The organism is Mycolicibacterium sp. TUM20985 (assembly GCF_030295745.1).
Taxonomy (GTDB): Bacteria; Actinomycetota; Actinomycetes; order Mycobacteriales; family Mycobacteriaceae; genus Mycobacterium.
In genome coordinates this window covers 4,214,237-4,230,165 of sequence record NZ_AP027291.1, presented here as the reverse complement: position 1 = coordinate 4,230,165, position 15,929 = coordinate 4,214,237, and the positions used below count along the sequence as shown (strand labels likewise).

Genomic DNA, 15,929 nt, shown 5'->3' with positions numbered 1-15,929 from the left:
GTCAGCATCGTCGCTTCGAGCAGGCCCTGGGGGCAGGGCCAGTGGTCCCGGGACGGGGTCAGTATCCCGTCAGCGGTGCGCGCCAAGTCACCGACGTGCCCAGGCCCGCGGTCGACGAGACTTCACAACGGCCACCGGCCTGCTCGGCACGGCGTTCGACGTTGGACAGACCGCTGTGGCGCTGGTTGTCGGCCGGGATGCCGTGCCCGTCATCGATGACTTGGATGACCAGCTCGTCAGCGATGGCGACGTCCACCGTGATGAGGCCCGCGCCGGAATGTCGCACTGCGTTGCTGATGAGTTCGGTGAGGACGGCCTCGGCGTGTTCGGCGAGGGATCCGTCGACCACGGTGAGTGGGCCGGACAGATGCAGACGCGTCTCGGTGGCGAGGTCCTCGGTGAGACCTGCGAACAAATGCTGAACTCGCTGCCGAAAACCCTTGCCGCGCACCGGTGACTGCAGTCCGAAGATGGTGGTGCGGATGTCTTCGATCGTGGCCTGCAGGTCATCCAGGGTACGGTTCAGGCGTTCGACGACCTCGGGGGAGTGCGAGCGGGCGATGGTGCCCTGCAGGTGCATGCCGGTCGCGAACAGTCGCTGGATGACGTGATCGTGCAGATCGTGGGCGATGCGCTCGCGGTCGGCCACGATGCTGAGCTCGTGAATCCGCTCGCCCGCTGCCGCGAGGGTCAGCGCCACCGCCGCGTGGTGGGCGAAGTCGCCGATCAGCGCGAGCTCGCCGCTGTCGAACGGCGGCTGACTCTCGTGCCGGGCCACGGCGATGACGCCGATGACGTCGTCCTCGTACCGCAGCGGCATCACGATCGCCGGCCGCTCGCCCACGTCGGTGAAGCTGTGGATCGGATGCCGGAAGCGGTCGGTGATCACCGCACGGCCCGAGGTGAACACCGCGCCCGTGGTCGACCCCTCGACCGGTACCTGCCGTCCGATGACGTCGTCCGCGTGCACACCCACTGCGGTCGACACGACGAGGGTCGTCACCTCCTCCCGCGGCGCGTCGGGGTCGGCGGCGACCAGGACGATCGCCTGCTCCGCCTTGGCGAGCTCGCGGGCTCGCTCGGCGATCAGCCACATAGGCCTGACGGAAGACTCCGTTCCGGAGAGCAGAGCCGTGGTGATCTCGCGGCTGGCCTGCATCCACTTCGCACTCGCACGCACCCGCTCGAAGAGGCTCGCGTTCTGAATGGCGACGGCGGCGGCCGTGGCCAGGGCGCGCGCGGCGACCTCGTCCGACTCGTCGAAGACTCGGGCGGGGTCGGAGTGCGTGAGGTAGAGGCTGCCGAACGCGTCCCCGCGGATGATGATCGGCACGCCCAGGAAGCCGGCCATCGGGGGGTGGTGCTCCGGGAGTCCGACGGCCGTCGGGTGCGCGGTCAAGTCGTTCAGCCGGATTACGTCGGTGGTGTCCAGCAGGAGGCCCAGGACCCCCTTGCCAGCGGGCAGGTGGCCGATCTTCGCCACCGTCGGAGCGTCCATCCCACTGTGCACGAAGGAGCTCAGCGTTCCGTCCGGGGCCCGCACGCCGAGCGCACCGAACTCGGCTCCGGTCAGCTCGATGGCGGCGGTCACGATGCGCGACAGCGTCGCCTCGAGGTCGAGATCAGCCCCGATCTCGAGGAAGATCTGGAGCAGCCGCTCCATCTGGTCGCGGCTGGCCAGCAACTCATCGAGGTCCTCGTGCATGCGGCCCATGAGCCTTCGGCTTCCGAGTTGCGCGAAGGCTGAGTCGCGCCGAGCTCGGTCCATGGTGTCGCTCCCCTTGCCGCTCCGCGAGCGACGTGCCAATTCTACTCGCGCACAGCGCGTTTTATCCCAAGCCCGGCGAACTGGATGATGGGGTGGTCGTGGCCGCAGCGATTCGGCCGGGGCTGCGCGCCGCCGTCCTGCCAGGTCACGTGGGACTTTGTACCCCTCGAGTCGTGACGCATGCCCCGTTACACGCCGGCTCGGTTGTTTTACGTTCTGAAGCAAGCGTTCCCACGAGAAGGGCCAACGATGACGGCTTTCGATCCCGACCCCGTCCTCGAGCTGACGACGCAGGAGGCCTGGGCCAAGCTGGCCAGTGTCACGCTGGGGCGGCTGGCTACCAGCGTCGGGGGGCAGCCGGAGATCTTTCCAGTCAACTTCGTAGTGCAGCGGCACACCATCCTGTTGCGTACCGCGGAGGGCACCAAGCTCATGAGCGCACTGATCAACGAGCGGGTCGCGTTCGAAGCTGACGACCACGACGTCTACGAGGGGTGGAGCGTCATCGTCAAGGGCCAGGCAGAGATCCTCGACGACTCCGCCGACATCGCCGAGGCCGAACGTGCGCAGGTATTACCCTGGATCCCGACGATCAAGCGTCGCTTCCTGCGGATCACGCCCCACGAGATCAGTGGCCGGCGGTTCCGCTTCGGTGGTGAACCCGACGACTGGTCCAGTCCGGCCTGATCCACTCAGATGATCCGATGGAATCCCTCCTGCGCTTCGGGACCTCTCTCAGCGGTGGTCTCCTCGGCGGGCGCGATGCGGAACTTAGGGTGCACGTAGTCTCGGCGAAAGCGCTCGGCCCGGTCGCGGATGCCCCGGAGCATCTTCTGCTCCATGACGAAGTGCGGGATGTCGAAGCTGACGTGGCCGGTCGGACCCCCGCTGCCGCGCACGACGAGACGGGTGTTCGCGCCATCCCGGAACAGATGGAATGCCCAACTGCCAGAGGCCTTCCCGCCGCTCTCGATGTCGTCGTAGTCGTCTTGGGAGACCAGGATCAGAAATAATTCAGGTTCCACCGCGGCCACTGCTTGAGAAGCCTTGCGGCCGTAACGCCTTGCCATCCACACCGTGTCACCCGCTTGGACGTTCTGCCATTCGGGGTGGATGTCGTCCGCATTGCGGATGCGTGCACCGACGGCACGTTCGAGGAGGCTGTAGCTGTAGAAACCTCCCCTGTCTTCACCGATCTGCGCTAGCCAGGGCCAGACGGCGTCGGCGGGCGCGTGAACGGTGATCGCCCGGGTAGTACGCACGGCTCCGTCGGCGACCAGATCGTCACCGGGCAGGCCCGCCGCGTACTCCTCGGGCGTCGACCCCCACCGGTACATCCAGGGCCTTAGGTGGGCCCGGTACCACGTGCTGATCCCGACGACCGCCAGGGCACCTGCCAGCCAAGCTCTTTGATTGGTCACCGCGCGACGCTAACTCGTCGAATGACCGATTGGACAGAGTCATTCGTCCTCGGCGCGGCAACGAGTAATGCTATCCACTTCCCACGGACAAGGGTCTTCGGACCCTCGCGGTGGCGCGATCGCAACGGCACTGTGAGGGGTGATGAATGCCCTTTTGCGAAGGTGGTCGAGATGAGCTCGAGTTTCCCAGAAAACGAAACCGTGCACACCGCTTTGTCGTTGGCCGCGCGAGCGCCGTCGGTACACAACACCCAGCCGTGGCGGTGGCGCGTCGGCGACGAGAGCCTGCACCTCTTCGCGGAGCCGTCCCTGCAGCTGCAACACACCGATCCCGACAGTCGCGATCTGATCATCAGCTGCGGAGCGGCACTCAACCACCTCACACTGGCGCTGGCGGCCTTGGGCTGGCAGACCAAGATTCACCGCTTCCCCAATGCGGGTGATCCCTATCATCTTGCCGCGATCGAGGTGCAACCTTGGACGCCCAGTGAAGTGGATGTGGCTCTCGCCGCGGCGATTCCACGTCGCCGTACCGATCGCCGGTTGTACAGCCCCTGGCCCGTGCCGCACGGTGACGTCGCACTGATGGGAGCGCGCGCGGCTCGAGCGGGAGTCACCGTCCGGCGTATCGACACCGCTGCCGACCTGAAGGTGTTGCTGGCCAACGCGGTCCACGAACACATCAACGACACCGAGTATCTCACCGAGTTGGCGGTGTGGAGCGGACGTCACGCCTCGACTGCGGGTGTACCGGCGCGAAGTACGCCGGTCTCGGAACCCGACGCGCAGGTCCCCGGTCGATTCTTCGCCGGTGCGGCGTTGGCCCAGCCGCCCGGGGCCAGTGTGGATGACGATCACGGAATACTGGTGGGGCTGGGCACCGTCGAGGATGACGTGCTCGCGCGATTACGGGCAGGTGAGGCGACGAGCCTGGTGTTACTGACGGCAACGGCGGTCGGGATGGCCACCTGCCCGGTGACAGAGGTGCTCGAGGTACCGGCGACCCGTGATGCCGTCCGGGCGGAAGTCTTTGGTCTGAAGGCCTTTCCACAGATGCTGATTCGCGTGGGCTGGGCGCCGGTGAACGCCGATCCGCTCCCGGCCACGCCGCGCCGCCCATTGGCCGACACCGTGACGATGCTGGACGGTTCACCCTTCGGGTGACGGTCTAGTCGGCGCCCTCGTCGTGGATGGCGTCGAGGTCAACGCGGATGCTCAGGACGGACCCGTCGAGCCGCTGAGTACAGGGCCAACCACCGTCGGTGATGACTCGGCGCATCGAACTGTTCTCGGCGAGCACGTCGGCCACCAGATGGTGGATGCCGTCGTCGGCTGCGATGCGGCCGAGTGTGCGGAGGAGCGCTGTTCCGACACCGCGTGCGTGCTGCAGGTGCGCGATGACGACGGATACCTCGGCGCAGCCGGGCTCCACGGTCAAGACGTAACTCGCCGTGCCGATCAGCGCATCGTCCTCGAAGACGCCGAGCGCGCACTGCTCGTCGGAGCGGGTGGTGAGCGTGCGGGCCCACTGGTCGAGGTAGCCGGGATGTGTCGTGAAGAAACGCATGTAGCGCTCCGTGTCGCTGAGGGTGTCCGACAATGCGACGACCGCGTCGTAGTCATCGGGCTCGAGCTGACGGATGAGGACGCTGGCGCCGTCGATGAGGGTGAGCGATGACGGCCGGCTCGTGATCACTGACGCGCGACGATGATGCCCAGTCGTAGTGACCATGTCGTGGAAAGCCTTCCGTAGTTCCTCGGATCTGGAGCTAGCGAACGACCACGACCGAGCACTCGCCGTGCGCGATCAGCGGACGGCTGTGAGGGCCGATGATCTGCGCCACCTGCCCGGCTACATTGGCGCCGAGGACGGCTAGCTGGATGGACTCGCCGTGATTGTCGGCGAGGAAGCCCGCGACCCGAGACCGCGTCGCCACGGGATAGACGTGCACGCCGGGGTGGCGCCGCGTCATCTCGCTGACCCGCTGATCGAGATCGTCGTAGGAGGTATCGCCGAAGTCGTCGTCCCACACGCCGACGGCGAGGACCGGCGCGTGCCGCAGTCGAGCCTCGTCCATTGCGAACTCGACGACATCGGCGTTGCCGGGGGACGCATCGACCGGCACGACGATCCAATCGGTTCCCGCACTCGAAACCTGATGTGGTGATCGCAAGATGGCAACGGGGCAGTGGGCTCGTTCGGCCAACGCGGCTGCCGTCGATCCGAGGAACCGCCGGGCGATGAACCCGATGCCCACCGAACCCACGCACACCATCGATGCCCGTCTGGACATCTCGAGCATTGCCAGATCCGGTCGACCCCAGATGATTTCGGTCTCTACCTTGACCGGACGGTCGGCGGCGGCGACCACGGCTGACGCTGCGCGCAGCGCGGTCTCGGCATACTCGCCCTCGAGCATGGTCGGGTCGATCGGTTCCTCCGGGGCGTGAGCCACGGGGATGACGTGAACCAGGAGCAGCGCAACGTCGCGGGAGATCGCTTCGTCGATGGCCCAGAGCGCCGCGTCGGTCGAGGCATCCGAACCGTCGATGCCGACCACCACGGGTGCAGAAGAATCGGTCGGCATTACGGCTCCTTGGATCCGGACGCCTAGGGCGACGTCTATTGCCCAACGCTATTCGGTATGACGACGCGTGCACTGGGGCCGTTGGTCCCTCGTCGAACGCCGGAGGTCCCGCGTGCCGCCGGGCCGGGGTGCCTTGGTGGGAGGAGTGACGTCTGCCGACGGTGACGGGACGTTGGACCCTTGAGGACACGTCGACTCGACACCAGGATCGGACGGTGCAGGGTCGCACCGGTGGTGCTGCGGAGGGAGATGTCATGCAGACCTTCACCATCCACCTGGGCCGCAGCTTCCTACGGCGGTTGTTCGGGCGGCATCCTCTGGTTCGGACCAGCGACCGGGTCGAGGCACTGGCCGTCGTCCTCGCCGTGTTGCTGGCAATGGTCGCAATACCCGTGGTGGGCGCGATGGGAACGGCGATCCACGAAACGCGATCACTGGTCTACGCCGAAGAGGCGCTGACTCGACACGTGCTGAAGGCCACCGCGATCGAGCACTCCGAAGTGGTTCCGTACGGCAACGCGGTCGACCTCAATGTGAAGGCGCGATGGAATGCGTTCGGCGGCAACCACATCGAGGTGGTTCCTGTCACCAGTGCGGTCAAGGCCGGCGACCTCGTCGACGTCTGGGTGGACGAGGGTGGCCGTCAGGTGTCGGCGCCGAGCCCGTCCGGCCGCGCAGGTGAGGAGGCCCTTGGCGCCGCGGTACTGGTGTGGCTGGGCGTCGTCGGAACCATGGTCGGCTGCGTCATGTTGTCTCGGCGGCGGCTGAATCGGACTCGCTACGCCGCATGGGACCGCGATCTCCGGATGCTCTCCGGTGGCGGGCGATTCACCGGGGGCCCGTGACCCTCACCTCGGCGAGATCGCGGACGACGGCGTCGGCACCGGCTGCGAGCAGCTCATCGTGAGCACCGTCGGTGCGGGCGACGCCGATCATCATCGCGAACCCTCCCTTGCGCCCTGCGGCCAATCCCGATCTGCCGTCATCGACGACGACGCAGCGGTCCGGTCTAACCGAGAGTCTGTCCGCCGCTTCCAGAAGCACCGCGGGATCGGGCTTTCCGGGTAGTCCGAGCGCCTCGGTGAGCAGCCCGTCGACGCAGACCGCGAACAGGTCGTCGAGCCGCGCCGCATGGAGTACCCGGCCACAGTTTCGGCTCGACGTGTATAGGGCGACGCCGAACCCCAGGTCGCGGAGGTTGCGGACCAACGCGACTGTGGACTCGAAGACGGTCAGTCCGGTGTCGAGGAGCCGCTCGAAACTGTGTTGCTTTGCCGCGGCCAGTCCCCACACGGTGTCCGCGCCCGTGTCGGTCGCCGACCCCAGAGGCAGTGAAATGCCCCGGGCTGCGAGGAAGTCGATGATGCCGTCCTCGCGGGGTTTGCCGTCGACGTGCGCGCGATAGTCGGCGGCCGTGAACGGTGAGTGGTCTTCCCCGGGCCGGGATGGGCGTCGGGCCAGGAACCCATCGAATAGTTCCGTCCACGCGACGGCGTGTACGGACGCGGTGTCGGTGAGTACCCCATCCATGTCGAAGAGCACGGCGTCGTGGTGGCGAGCGTCGATGGTCACGGGGGCGGGCACGACAGTTGATGCTGCACCACTGGGTCACCCGATCGACAGGGCCGAAAGGCCACTGCGGCAGTGACTTGCGCCAGCAGACCGCGCCTGCTGGCGGTCATTAGCGTGGAGGGTGCACAGTAGTCGCATGCGCGACCGGTTCGATCGAGGAGTGCGAAGATGACCACCTCCACCACGCACCACGGCATCATCGTCGCCGTCGACGGCTCACCAGCGTCGAACGTGGCGGTCGAATGGGCGGCGCGCGAGGCCGCCCTGCGGAAGGAGTCGCTCACCCTGGTCCACGTGCTCCCCGCACCGTTGATCACGATGTGGCCGGAGCCGTTGAGGACTCGGACCCACCAGCGTGAGTTCTACGAACGGCATGGTCACCAGATCATCGACGATGCCGTCGCGGTCGCCGAGCAGTCCGGCGTCCACCTCGCGTCGATCGAGCATCGGACGTTCTCGGGGAACACGCTACCGACGCTCATCGACCTGTCGAAGGACGCGGCGATGGTCGTGGTGGGATGTCGCGGCCGCGATGACGACGATCGCCCGATTCTAGGGTCGATTCCCACGGGCCTGATTAGGCACGCGCACTGCCCGGTCGCGATCGTCCATGACGAAGTGCAGCCGCTCGCGACGGCGCCGGTGCTGGTGGGCGTGGACGGTTCGCCGACGTCGGACCAGGCAACGGCGATCGCCTTCGACGAAGCGTCGCGACGCCAAGTCGGCGTGATTGCCATGCATTCGTGGGGAGAGTACGGCCCGTATCAAGTCCCGATGATCGACTGGGAGGAACAGCTCGGCGAGGGAAAGGCGGCCCTGGCCGAACACCTGGCCGTCTGGGAGCAGCGGTATCCGAACGTCGCCGTCGAGCGACGCCTGGTGTACGGCGAGCCGGCGTACCAACTGCTGGCGGCATCGGAGGCCGCGCAACTCACCATCGTCGGAAGCCACGGCCGCGGCGGGTTCGCGGGGATGTTGCTCGGATCCGTCAGTTCCGCAGTCGTGCAGGCGGTCCGGACACCGGTGATCGTCGCTCGCGAGCCGTGAGGCGGGACCTAGGGCCGGCGCTCGCCGGTGCCGCTGCGCTCTACGCCGCCCGGCGCTACTACCGCAATTGGGGGGCCACCAAGCAGGAGAGCCACGCCCGGATGCCCGGCGACGGTCTCATTCACGAGCCGGCTGCCCAGAGCACCTCCGCAGAGTGGATCGACGCGCCGATCGAGTCCGTGTGGCCCCGAGTGCTGAAAGCCACACTGCACCAGCAAGATGCCGACCCAATTCGCGGCGAGATCGTGCAGCTGCGGTTGACCAGATACCGACGGATCGCCATGTCGGTCGTCGAGGGTGTCGACGGTCGCTCCCTGGTGTTGCGGACGGTTCCCCGAGCGGTCCCCATCGACGTGACCTGGGCCTGGTCCGCCGAATCCCGTTGGGACGACCGGACCAGGGTGATCGTGCGGCTGCGGATCGCGCTACGCCACCCCGGTGACGTCTTCGTTGCGGAGGCGGCCGGTCCGATCATCGCCGTGCTCACGCGGCGGCGACTCGCCGAGATCGGTCAGTTCTGACGGCACACGATCACCGGCGTGCTCGTCGCATGGACGACCGTGGTGCTGACGGAGCCGAGCAGCATGCCCGCGAACCCCCCGCGACCGTGGCTACCAACGACCAGCAGCTGGGCGGCTTCGGCGACCTCGAGCAAATGGCGGGCCGGTTGATCGAAAACCACCCGCCGATGGACGACGACGTCGGGATAGCGGTCGTTCCAGCCGGCGAGCCGCTCGGCCAGCGTCTCCTCGGCCGCGGATTGGAAGTTCGGCCAGGCCAGCGGGGGCAGGCCCGGCGGCTCGGAATCGATCCACGCGTGAAGGGCCACCAATTCGGCTCCGCGCCAGGAAGCTTCGTCGAAGGCGACCGCTGTGGCCAACTCCGACGCCGGCGAACCGTCGATGCCGACGACGACGGGGCCGCGGCTCTCACCGACCGCGTCGGCCGGTTCCCGGATGACGGCCACGGGGCAATGCGCGTGATGGACCAGGGCGGTGCTGACCGATCCGAAGAGACCCCGGCGCCACGCTCCTCGGCCCCGGCTGCCGACGACGATCATCTGAGCGTCCTTGGTCGCATCGATCAGCGTCGGGATGGGTACGGAGACCGCCACTTCGGTGTCGATCCGAACCTGCTCGTCCGAGCCGACCGCCGCCTGTGCGATGCGTCGCGCCGACTCCAGAACGCGCTCACCCTCTTCTCGCTGAAGCTCGCCGTGGGCAGGCGGCAGCGGGGCTCTCGCGTATCCCACGCGCCACGCCTGCTCGGCGGGATTGATGGCGTACAACAGCGTCAGGGCGACGCTACGCATCGCCGCCTCCCTGGCGGCCCAGCGGATGGCGGCGTCCGAAGCGGCGGACTCGTCGACCCCGACGACTATCCGATCGGTGGAGTGCTCAGTCATGGTCGTTCTCCCTTCATCGGGTTCAACGCTAGGGCCCTACACGCGGCCGATCATGAGCAATTCGGCCTCGTGCACCGCGCCAAAGGTCACCGGTCGACGAACTCGCGGCAACGTGTTAGGGCAGCGGTGCCGACCAGCGCAAGACCGTGCCGCGGGCGCCGCTCTTCGCGACGCTGAACGTCCCGCCACTGTCCTCGGCGCGGTGTCGCAAATTGGTCAGCCCGCTGGGGGTCACGTTCTCGCCGATGCCACACCCGTTGTCGGTGACCTCGATGGAGAGGTCGTCGTCGACGGTGATCAGCACGCTCAACTCCGTCGCCCCGCCATGCCGCACGGCGTTGCTCGCCGCCTCGCGCACAACGGCTTCCGCGTGGTCGGCCAATGCGGGCTCGACCACCGACAGCGGTCCGACGATCTGCACCGTGGTGCGCACGTCCGACCCGCCGAACTGGGCCACCGCCTCGTCGAGCCGTTGCCGCAGCCGTGTCGTCCCGGCCGAACCTGCGTGCAGGTCGAAGATCGTGGTCCGAATCTCCTGTATGACCCCCTGCAGGTCATCGACCGAATCGGAAAGGCGCTGCTGGGCTTCCGGTGACCGCGTACGGGGGATCGTGCCCTGCAAGGCCAGCCCGATGGCGAAGAGCCGTTGGATGACGTGGTCGTGCAGGTCTCTTGCGATCCGGTCGCGGTCGGTGATGACGTCCAGTTCCCGTAGACGCCGTTGGGTGCTGGCATGCTGCCACGCCAGGGCGGCCTGATCGGCGAACGTGGCCATCATGTCCAGCTGCTCGTCGGTGAACGGCGGCGCGCCGCGCCGCCGCAGTGCGATGACCACACCGGCGACGGTGTCGGTGGCGCGCAACGGTAGCACCAGGGCCGGGCCCGGGTCGTCGAGGAACAGCTTGAATTCTGCGTCGATGGCGTTGCCGCGGTGCGGGGTTCGATGCTGGAAGACTCTTCCCACCGTGGTTCCCTGCACGGGTATCGTCGTCGCGACGACGTCCTCGTCACCGCCCGCCATCTCGACGATCTCCAGCTCGGTGAAGTCAGCCAGGGGGAGGTCGGTGCCCGGCGGCACGGCGACCAGGGCCACGTCGGCGCCGGTCAGTTTCAGTGCTTCGGCGGCGACGAGCTGGAACACCTGCGCGGGATCGCCGCCGGACAACAATTGCGTCGCGATGTCGCGGGTGGCCTCCACCCATGACTGGCGGGTGCGCGACTGCTCGTAGAGGCGGGCATTGTCGATGGCGATTCCGGCCGCGGCGGCGAGCGCCTGCGCAAGAACCTCGTCGTCCTCGCTGAACGGTTGGCCCGAGACCTTCTCCGTGAGATAGAGGTTGCCGTACACATCGTCGCGGATCCGAACCGGTACGCCGAGAAAGGTTTTCATCGGTGGATGGTTGGGCGGAAAGCCCACGGAGGCTGGATGGTCGACGATGTTGTTCAACCGAATCGGCTTGGGTTCGTCGATTAGGGCCCCCAGGACGCCATGCCCCTGTGGCAACGGACCGATCAGGCGACGGGTGTCGTCATCGATTCCCTCGAAGATGAACTCGGTGAGTTCGTGCTCGTGGCCTCGCACGCCGAGGGCGCCGTAGCGCGCATCGATCAGCTCGATTGCGGTGTGCACGATGGTCCGTAGCGTCGCGGCCAGATCCAGGCCCGACGTGACGACCAGCATCGCGTCGACCAGGCCGTCGAGTTTTTCGCGGCCCTCGCCGATCTGCTCGACGCGCTCCTGCACCTCGTTGAGCAGTTCGCGGAGCCGCAATCTCGAGAGCGTGGCCCGTACGGGTCGGGCCGCGCCGTCTTCACCGGGGTCGGTCACCGGTCGGGCTGCGGCGCGCGGTCCAGCTTCGACACGAACACCGCCGCCTGGGTCCGTCGCTCCATGCCAAGCTTGGCCAACAGGCGGGACACGTAGTTCTTCACCGTCTTCTCGGCGAGGAACATCCGGGCCGCGATCTGCTTGTTGGTCAGGCCCTCGCCGAGCAGGTCTAGCAGGATACGTTCCTGATCGCTGAGCGCCGACAGGGGGTCCGAGCGCTGGGCAGCGCCGCGGAGCTTGGCCATGAGGGCGGCGGCAGCGCGGTTGTCGAGCAACGAGCGACCGGCACCAACGTCCTTGATCGCCTTCGCCAATTCCATGCCTTTGATGTCCTTGACCACGTAACCGCTGGCGCCGGCGAGGATGGCGTCGAGCATGGCCTCGTCGGACGTGAACGACGTCAGCATCAGGCAGCGCAGGTCGGGCAGGCGGGACAGCAGATCACGGCACAGCTCGATGCCGTTTCCGTCCGGCAACCGGACGTCGAGCACGGCGACGTCGGGACGCAGGGCGGGAATCTGGGCCATCGCGTGCGCGACCGTTCCGGCTTCACCGATGACGTCGAGTTCGGGATCGGCGGACAGCAGGTCGATCAGCCCGCGGCGCACCACTTCGTGGTCGTCGACGAGAAAGACTCTGACCATGTGCACGCCCTTCGCGGAGTATTCGACGGGATCATAACGCGTTGTGCGGTTCACACACGAGAACCGAGCAACCAGAATCGTGGAGGGCGACTTCGACGCCGGCGCCCACCACGTCGCCGAGCCCGCGTGACCGCTCACGCCCGACCACGACCAACTGAATCTTCTTGGCGTTGTTGCTCAAGTAGTTCAGCGTGCTGCAGTGCGCGACCACCGGTTTGATGTCGACGTCGGGGTTTCTACGGATCCACCAGGAGAGGCGCCGGTCGAGTTGGGCCTTCGCGCGGCGGTTTCCGTCGCTGACGGCGCGCGCATCGTGGATGTCGGTGAACCTGGACTGCCACGTGGTGAGCACGCGCAACGGTGCGCCGCGCAGCCGCGCCTCGGCGATGCCGAGCTGCAAGACGTTGGTGCAGGAGATCATCTCGTCGACTTCGACGACCACGGGACGCGGCGGGACGATACCGGCTTCGGTGCCGCGGATGATGGCGACCGGGCATTGCGCCGACGAGGCCAGCATGGCCGCGGTCGAACCGAGCCGGCCCATGGCCGTGTGCCTGAGCCCGATGGCACCCACGCAGAGCATCGCCGCCGTTCTCGAGGCCCTCAGCAACGCCACGGTCGGCCGCTCCTGCAGGATCTCCACCTCGATCTTCACCGGCTCGTCGGCGGCCTCGACGGCGGCGAATGCATAGCGGATCGCCAGCTCGGCGGTGGCCAACCTACGGGCGGCGACGTCCGGGTGCTCGTCGCTGTCGGCACTCGGCTCGATCGCGTAGAGCAGCCGAAGCGGCACGTCACGTTGCACGGCTTCGTCGACGGCCCAGAGCGCAGCCGTGACCCCTGCCCGAGATCCGTCGATGCCGACCACTACGCACGGTGAGGGTTGGTGCGTGTCCTGCATCGTGTCTCCCAACGGTTTGCAAGCTCTTGCCCATCGACGCTAGGCCTGGCAGCCAGGTTCGATCAGGGGCTTAAGTCCCCGATTGGACGTCGATGGTCCTGAAGCTAGAGACGACCCCTGTCATCCCGCAGAGAGAACTTCAGGACGTCGGAGAGGGGACGACGCGGCGTGGGCGGCGGGATTTCATCGAGCGACGGAGCCAGGCCAATCCGGATCAGCGCCTGCGGGTACGGGCGCCCGATCAGACCGCTGACGATGTCGCGACTCGCGGCGACCTCGGTCAGGTGGGTCAACGTGCAGGTGGCCATCCCGGCGAGGGTGGCCTCGAGGAGTAGTGCGGAGAGCGCCTCGCCGCAGCGCAGAATGTCCCCGTGGTCATCGGCCACGGCCGACAGCGCGACGATCGTGGAGCGGTCCTCGGGCACCTCGAGGCGGCGTTCGGCGTGTCGGGTCACCGGAAACGTTCGACCGACGTCGACGCGGTCACTTTCGGCCGCTGATACCAGGGCGCTCTGCGGTATTCCGTCGGTTACGTCGAAAGGCGATGTCCACCAGGATAATTCTTGGTGATAGGACGAATCATAGAGACGCAGCGACTCGGTCAGCTGAGATGCCTCGGCGAGCTGAGGCCGGGCGTCGTCGCGCAGGACGTCCATGACGGCCCCGTCGTCGTCGAGCGCGCGACGCAGCAGATCCTCGAGGGCGGCCCAATCGGGAACGGGTGCGAACGGCAGGCGGTCGGTGCGTCGCTGCAGGATCGCGTCGGCCCGGTGACGGTGGCCGTCGGTGACGAACGGCATCGCGGAGAAGTCGACGGTCGCCAGGTGCGTGGTCTTGTTCGGATTTGGGAAGTAGTCGACGTTGGCCGTCCACCCGGCGGCGGCCATGGCGACCCGTAGATGGTCGAGGACGGCACCGCAGCTGATCAACGCCTCCCGGCCCGAACGGTCGGTGGTGACCAGACGGTCGCGCTCCAGGTGCAAGTCGAGCGTGCTTCCGTCCGCGACCCACCGCCAGGGTTGGCTGTTGTGGTAGGACGGCGCGCGGCAGGCCAGCTGGACAGCGGCTTCAATGACCTCGTACGCGACCGCGGTCTGCGGCATGGTCGTCCTCCTGGCGAATCGTTCACCACCGAGCGTGCCTCCGGCAGCTCCGGCGCAACAGGGTATTTATGCCCTTCACAGTTGGGACCTTTCCCGTGGAATAGGGGGCCGACGGCCGGTACGCCGCGCCCCGCGCGGGGCACATGATCGTGGGTATGAGTGCAGCCTCCGCGGACGTCCCGGTGGTTCTCGCACCTGCCTTGGCGGACGCCCAGATCTGCGAAACCCACACGGGTATCGTCTTCTTGGTGGGCGATCGGGCCTACAAGATCAAGAAGCCCGTCCTCACCGACTTCCTCGACTTCCGGACGGTCGAGAGCCGGGAACACGTCTGCGCCAGGGAAGTCGCGCTCAACAGCCGCCTCGCTCCCGACAGCTACCTGGGCCTAGCCCACCTGAGTGGCCCGGGATGCGGGCCCGCCGAACCGGTCATCGTCATGCGCCGGTACCCCGATTCATTGCGGTTGTCGTCGATGGTCCGCCGCGGCGAGCAGGTGCAGGACTCGTTGACGGCCATCGCGGCCACGATGGCGCGCTTCCACGAGCGCACCGACCGGTCGCGCCAAATCGACGCCTCGGCCACGGTGGGAGCGGTCGGCGCGCGATGGCAGGAGAATCTGTCGGAGCTGCGCCGCTACGTGGGAACCGTGGTCGGGCCCGAGCCATTGGCCGAGATCGAACGTCTTGCCGTCCAGTTCATTTCCGGGCGGGCGGAGCTGTTCGCCGAACGGATCGCCGAGCGCCGCATCGTCGACGGGCACGGCGACCTCCTGGCCGACGACGTCTTCTGCCCCGACCGTGGCCCAGTGCTGTTGGATTGCTTGGAGTTCGACGACGGACTGCGCCATGTCGACTGCATCGACGACGTCGCCTTCCTGGCGATGGACCTGGAGTTCCTCGAGCGAAAGGACCTGGCGGACTTCTTCCTCGCCGAATATCGCCGGCAGTCGGGCGACGTCGCGCACGCCGCGTTGGCCGACTTCTACGTGGCCTACCGCGCCGTCGTGCGCGCCAAGATCGATTGCATCAGGGTCGACCAGGGTCACGGGGCCGCGGAAGTCGACGCTCGTCGCCATCTCGACATCGCCGTGAACCACCTTCAGACGGGCACGGTTCGACTCGTGCTGGTTGGCGGCGGACCGGGGAGCGGTAAGACCACACTGGCCCGCGCACTCGGTGAATCGATGGGAGCCCGGGTCATCTCGACCGACGACGTGCGCCAGGAACTCCGCGAAGTAGGCGAGATCGCCGGCGTCGTCGGCATCCCGGACGCCGGCCTCTACGGTGACGAGAACGTGGCGGCGGTCTACGACGAAGTCCTGCACCGGGCGGCAGTGACGCTGGCCCGCGGTCGGTCGGTCGTCCTCGACGGGACGTGGCGTGACCCCGGCCAGCGTCAGGGTGCGCGCGACGTGGCGCGCCAACACTTTTGTCCCGTCGTGGAACTCGCGTGTACGGTACCTCTGCTCGAGGCGCAGCGGCGCATCGCCACTCGGGTGGGAACCAACTCCGATGCCACTCCGCGCATCGCCGGTCTCCTCGAGGCCGAGGGCGATGACTGGAGCGAGTTCCATCACATCGATACCCATGGGCCGCTGCGTGATTCGGTCGCCGAGGCGCAGCAGATCTGCTGCCTTGCCATCTGATAGGGG

The 15,929-nt window shown here is 67.3% G+C and carries 16 protein-coding genes; 6 read left to right on the top strand and 10 right to left on the bottom strand.

Annotated elements, in window-relative coordinates; genetic code table 11:
* Positions 1-58: 58 nt before the first annotated feature.
* The gene (locus QUE68_RS20785; RefSeq protein ID WP_455012340.1) at positions 59-1,714 is read right to left on the bottom strand and encodes a GAF domain-containing sensor histidine kinase; all 1,656 of its coding nucleotides are present in this window, start codon (positions 1,712-1,714) and stop codon (positions 59-61) included.
* Positions 1,715-2,017: 303 nt separating this feature from the next.
* On the opposite strand from QUE68_RS20785, the gene QUE68_RS20780 reads away from it, so the two are divergent.
* On the top strand, positions 2,018-2,455 hold the full coding sequence (locus QUE68_RS20780) for a pyridoxamine 5'-phosphate oxidase family protein (RefSeq protein ID WP_284228147.1): 438 nt from the start codon (positions 2,018-2,020) through the stop codon (positions 2,453-2,455).
* Between the two features lie 5 nt (positions 2,456-2,460).
* Here QUE68_RS20780 and QUE68_RS20775 read toward each other — a convergent pair whose 3' ends face one another.
* Complete coding sequence (locus QUE68_RS20775; protein ID WP_286274340.1) at positions 2,461-3,189, bottom strand: hypothetical protein; 729 nt, start codon at positions 3,187-3,189, stop codon at positions 2,461-2,463.
* Positions 3,190-3,360: 171 nt separating this feature from the next.
* Between QUE68_RS20775 and QUE68_RS20770 the strand changes: the two genes are divergently transcribed.
* On the top strand, positions 3,361-4,353 hold the full coding sequence (locus QUE68_RS20770) for an Acg family FMN-binding oxidoreductase (RefSeq protein WP_286274339.1): 993 nt from the start codon (positions 3,361-3,363) through the stop codon (positions 4,351-4,353).
* 4 nt (positions 4,354-4,357) lie between these two features.
* Here QUE68_RS20770 and QUE68_RS20765 read toward each other — a convergent pair whose 3' ends face one another.
* Complete coding sequence (locus tag QUE68_RS20765; RefSeq protein ID WP_286274338.1) at positions 4,358-4,885, bottom strand: GNAT family N-acetyltransferase; 528 nt, start codon at positions 4,883-4,885, stop codon at positions 4,358-4,360.
* 73 nt (positions 4,886-4,958) lie between these two features.
* A complete protein-coding gene (locus QUE68_RS20760; protein ID WP_286274337.1) occupies positions 4,959-5,777 on the bottom strand; it encodes a universal stress protein in 819 nt (272 codons plus the stop codon).
* Between the two features lie 254 nt (positions 5,778-6,031).
* Here QUE68_RS20760 and QUE68_RS20755 point away from each other — a divergent pair, with 254 nt between their 5' ends.
* Positions 6,032-6,622 (top strand): Rv1733c family protein, encoded by a 591-nt coding sequence (locus QUE68_RS20755; RefSeq protein ID WP_286274336.1) that lies wholly within the window; start codon positions 6,032-6,034, stop codon positions 6,620-6,622.
* On the opposite strand, the gene QUE68_RS20750 is transcribed toward QUE68_RS20755, so the two are convergent.
* Positions 6,606-7,361 (bottom strand): HAD family hydrolase, encoded by a 756-nt coding sequence (locus QUE68_RS20750; protein ID WP_286274335.1) that lies wholly within the window; start codon positions 7,359-7,361, stop codon positions 6,606-6,608. The two genes, QUE68_RS20755 and QUE68_RS20750, sit on opposite strands and share 17 nt — an antisense overlap.
* Positions 7,362-7,517: 156 nt before the next feature.
* On the opposite strand from QUE68_RS20750, the gene QUE68_RS20745 reads away from it, so the two are divergent.
* Positions 7,518-8,396 (top strand): universal stress protein, encoded by an 879-nt coding sequence (locus tag QUE68_RS20745; protein WP_286274334.1) that lies wholly within the window; start codon positions 7,518-7,520, stop codon positions 8,394-8,396.
* Positions 8,393-8,917, top strand: coding sequence for an SRPBCC family protein (locus QUE68_RS20740; RefSeq protein ID WP_286274333.1), 525 nt, complete (start codon positions 8,393-8,395; stop codon positions 8,915-8,917). Before QUE68_RS20745 ends, QUE68_RS20740 begins: the two co-directional genes overlap by 4 nt.
* On the opposite strand, the gene QUE68_RS20735 is transcribed toward QUE68_RS20740, so the two are convergent.
* From QUE68_RS20735 to QUE68_RS20715, 5 genes are all read right to left on the bottom strand, one after another.
* Positions 8,908-9,801 carry a universal stress protein gene (locus tag QUE68_RS20735; protein WP_286274332.1) on the bottom strand — a complete coding sequence of 298 codons (894 nt, stop codon included), beginning with the start codon at positions 9,799-9,801 and terminating at the stop codon, positions 8,908-8,910. The genes QUE68_RS20740 and QUE68_RS20735 overlap by 10 nt on opposite strands.
* Positions 9,802-9,916: 115 nt before the next feature.
* Positions 9,917-11,629 (bottom strand): sensor histidine kinase, encoded by a 1,713-nt coding sequence (locus tag QUE68_RS20730; protein WP_284235406.1) that lies wholly within the window; start codon positions 11,627-11,629, stop codon positions 9,917-9,919.
* A complete protein-coding gene (dosR, locus tag QUE68_RS20725) occupies positions 11,626-12,273 on the bottom strand; it encodes a hypoxia response regulator transcription factor DosR/DevR (RefSeq protein WP_284228127.1) in 648 nt (215 codons plus the stop codon). Before dosR ends, QUE68_RS20730 begins: the two co-directional genes overlap by 4 nt.
* Before the next feature lie 31 nt (positions 12,274-12,304).
* Positions 12,305-13,174, bottom strand: coding sequence for a universal stress protein (locus QUE68_RS20720; RefSeq protein WP_284235407.1), 870 nt, complete (start codon positions 13,172-13,174; stop codon positions 12,305-12,307).
* A gap of 104 nt (positions 13,175-13,278) precedes the next feature.
* Positions 13,279-14,277: an Acg family FMN-binding oxidoreductase gene (locus tag QUE68_RS20715; RefSeq protein WP_284235408.1), complete on the bottom strand. Its 999-nt coding sequence runs from the start codon at positions 14,275-14,277 to the stop codon at positions 13,279-13,281.
* Positions 14,278-14,432: 155 nt separating this feature from the next.
* Between QUE68_RS20715 and QUE68_RS20710 the strand changes: the two genes are divergently transcribed.
* Positions 14,433-15,923: a bifunctional aminoglycoside phosphotransferase/ATP-binding protein gene (locus QUE68_RS20710; protein ID WP_284235409.1), complete on the top strand. Its 1,491-nt coding sequence runs from the start codon at positions 14,433-14,435 to the stop codon at positions 15,921-15,923.
* The last annotated feature ends 6 nt before the right edge of the window (positions 15,924-15,929 follow it).

Coding starts and splice junctions, on each gene's coding strand:
- QUE68_RS20755 (WP_286274336.1), top strand. CDS start 6,032: ATGCAGACCTTCACCATCCACCTGGGCCGCAGCTTCCTACGGCGGTTG.
- QUE68_RS20785 (WP_455012340.1), bottom strand. CDS start 1,714: ATGGGCCGCATGCACGAGGACCTCGATGAGTTGCTGGCCAGCCGCGAC.
- QUE68_RS20735 (WP_286274332.1), bottom strand. CDS start 9,801: ATGACTGAGCACTCCACCGATCGGATAGTCGTCGGGGTCGACGAGTCC.
- QUE68_RS20745 (WP_286274334.1), top strand. CDS start 7,518: ATGACCACCTCCACCACGCACCACGGCATCATCGTCGCCGTCGACGGC.
- dosR (WP_284228127.1), bottom strand. CDS start 12,273: ATGGTCAGAGTCTTTCTCGTCGACGACCACGAAGTGGTGCGCCGCGGG.
- QUE68_RS20760 (WP_286274337.1), bottom strand. CDS start 5,777: ATGCCGACCGATTCTTCTGCACCCGTGGTGGTCGGCATCGACGGTTCG.
- QUE68_RS20770 (WP_286274339.1), top strand. CDS start 3,361: ATGAGCTCGAGTTTCCCAGAAAACGAAACCGTGCACACCGCTTTGTCG.
- QUE68_RS20710 (WP_284235409.1), top strand. CDS start 14,433: ATGAGTGCAGCCTCCGCGGACGTCCCGGTGGTTCTCGCACCTGCCTTG.
- QUE68_RS20715 (WP_284235408.1), bottom strand. CDS start 14,277: ATGCCGCAGACCGCGGTCGCGTACGAGGTCATTGAAGCCGCTGTCCAG.
- QUE68_RS20780 (WP_284228147.1), top strand. CDS start 2,018: ATGACGGCTTTCGATCCCGACCCCGTCCTCGAGCTGACGACGCAGGAG.
- QUE68_RS20720 (WP_284235407.1), bottom strand. CDS start 13,174: ATGCAGGACACGCACCAACCCTCACCGTGCGTAGTGGTCGGCATCGAC.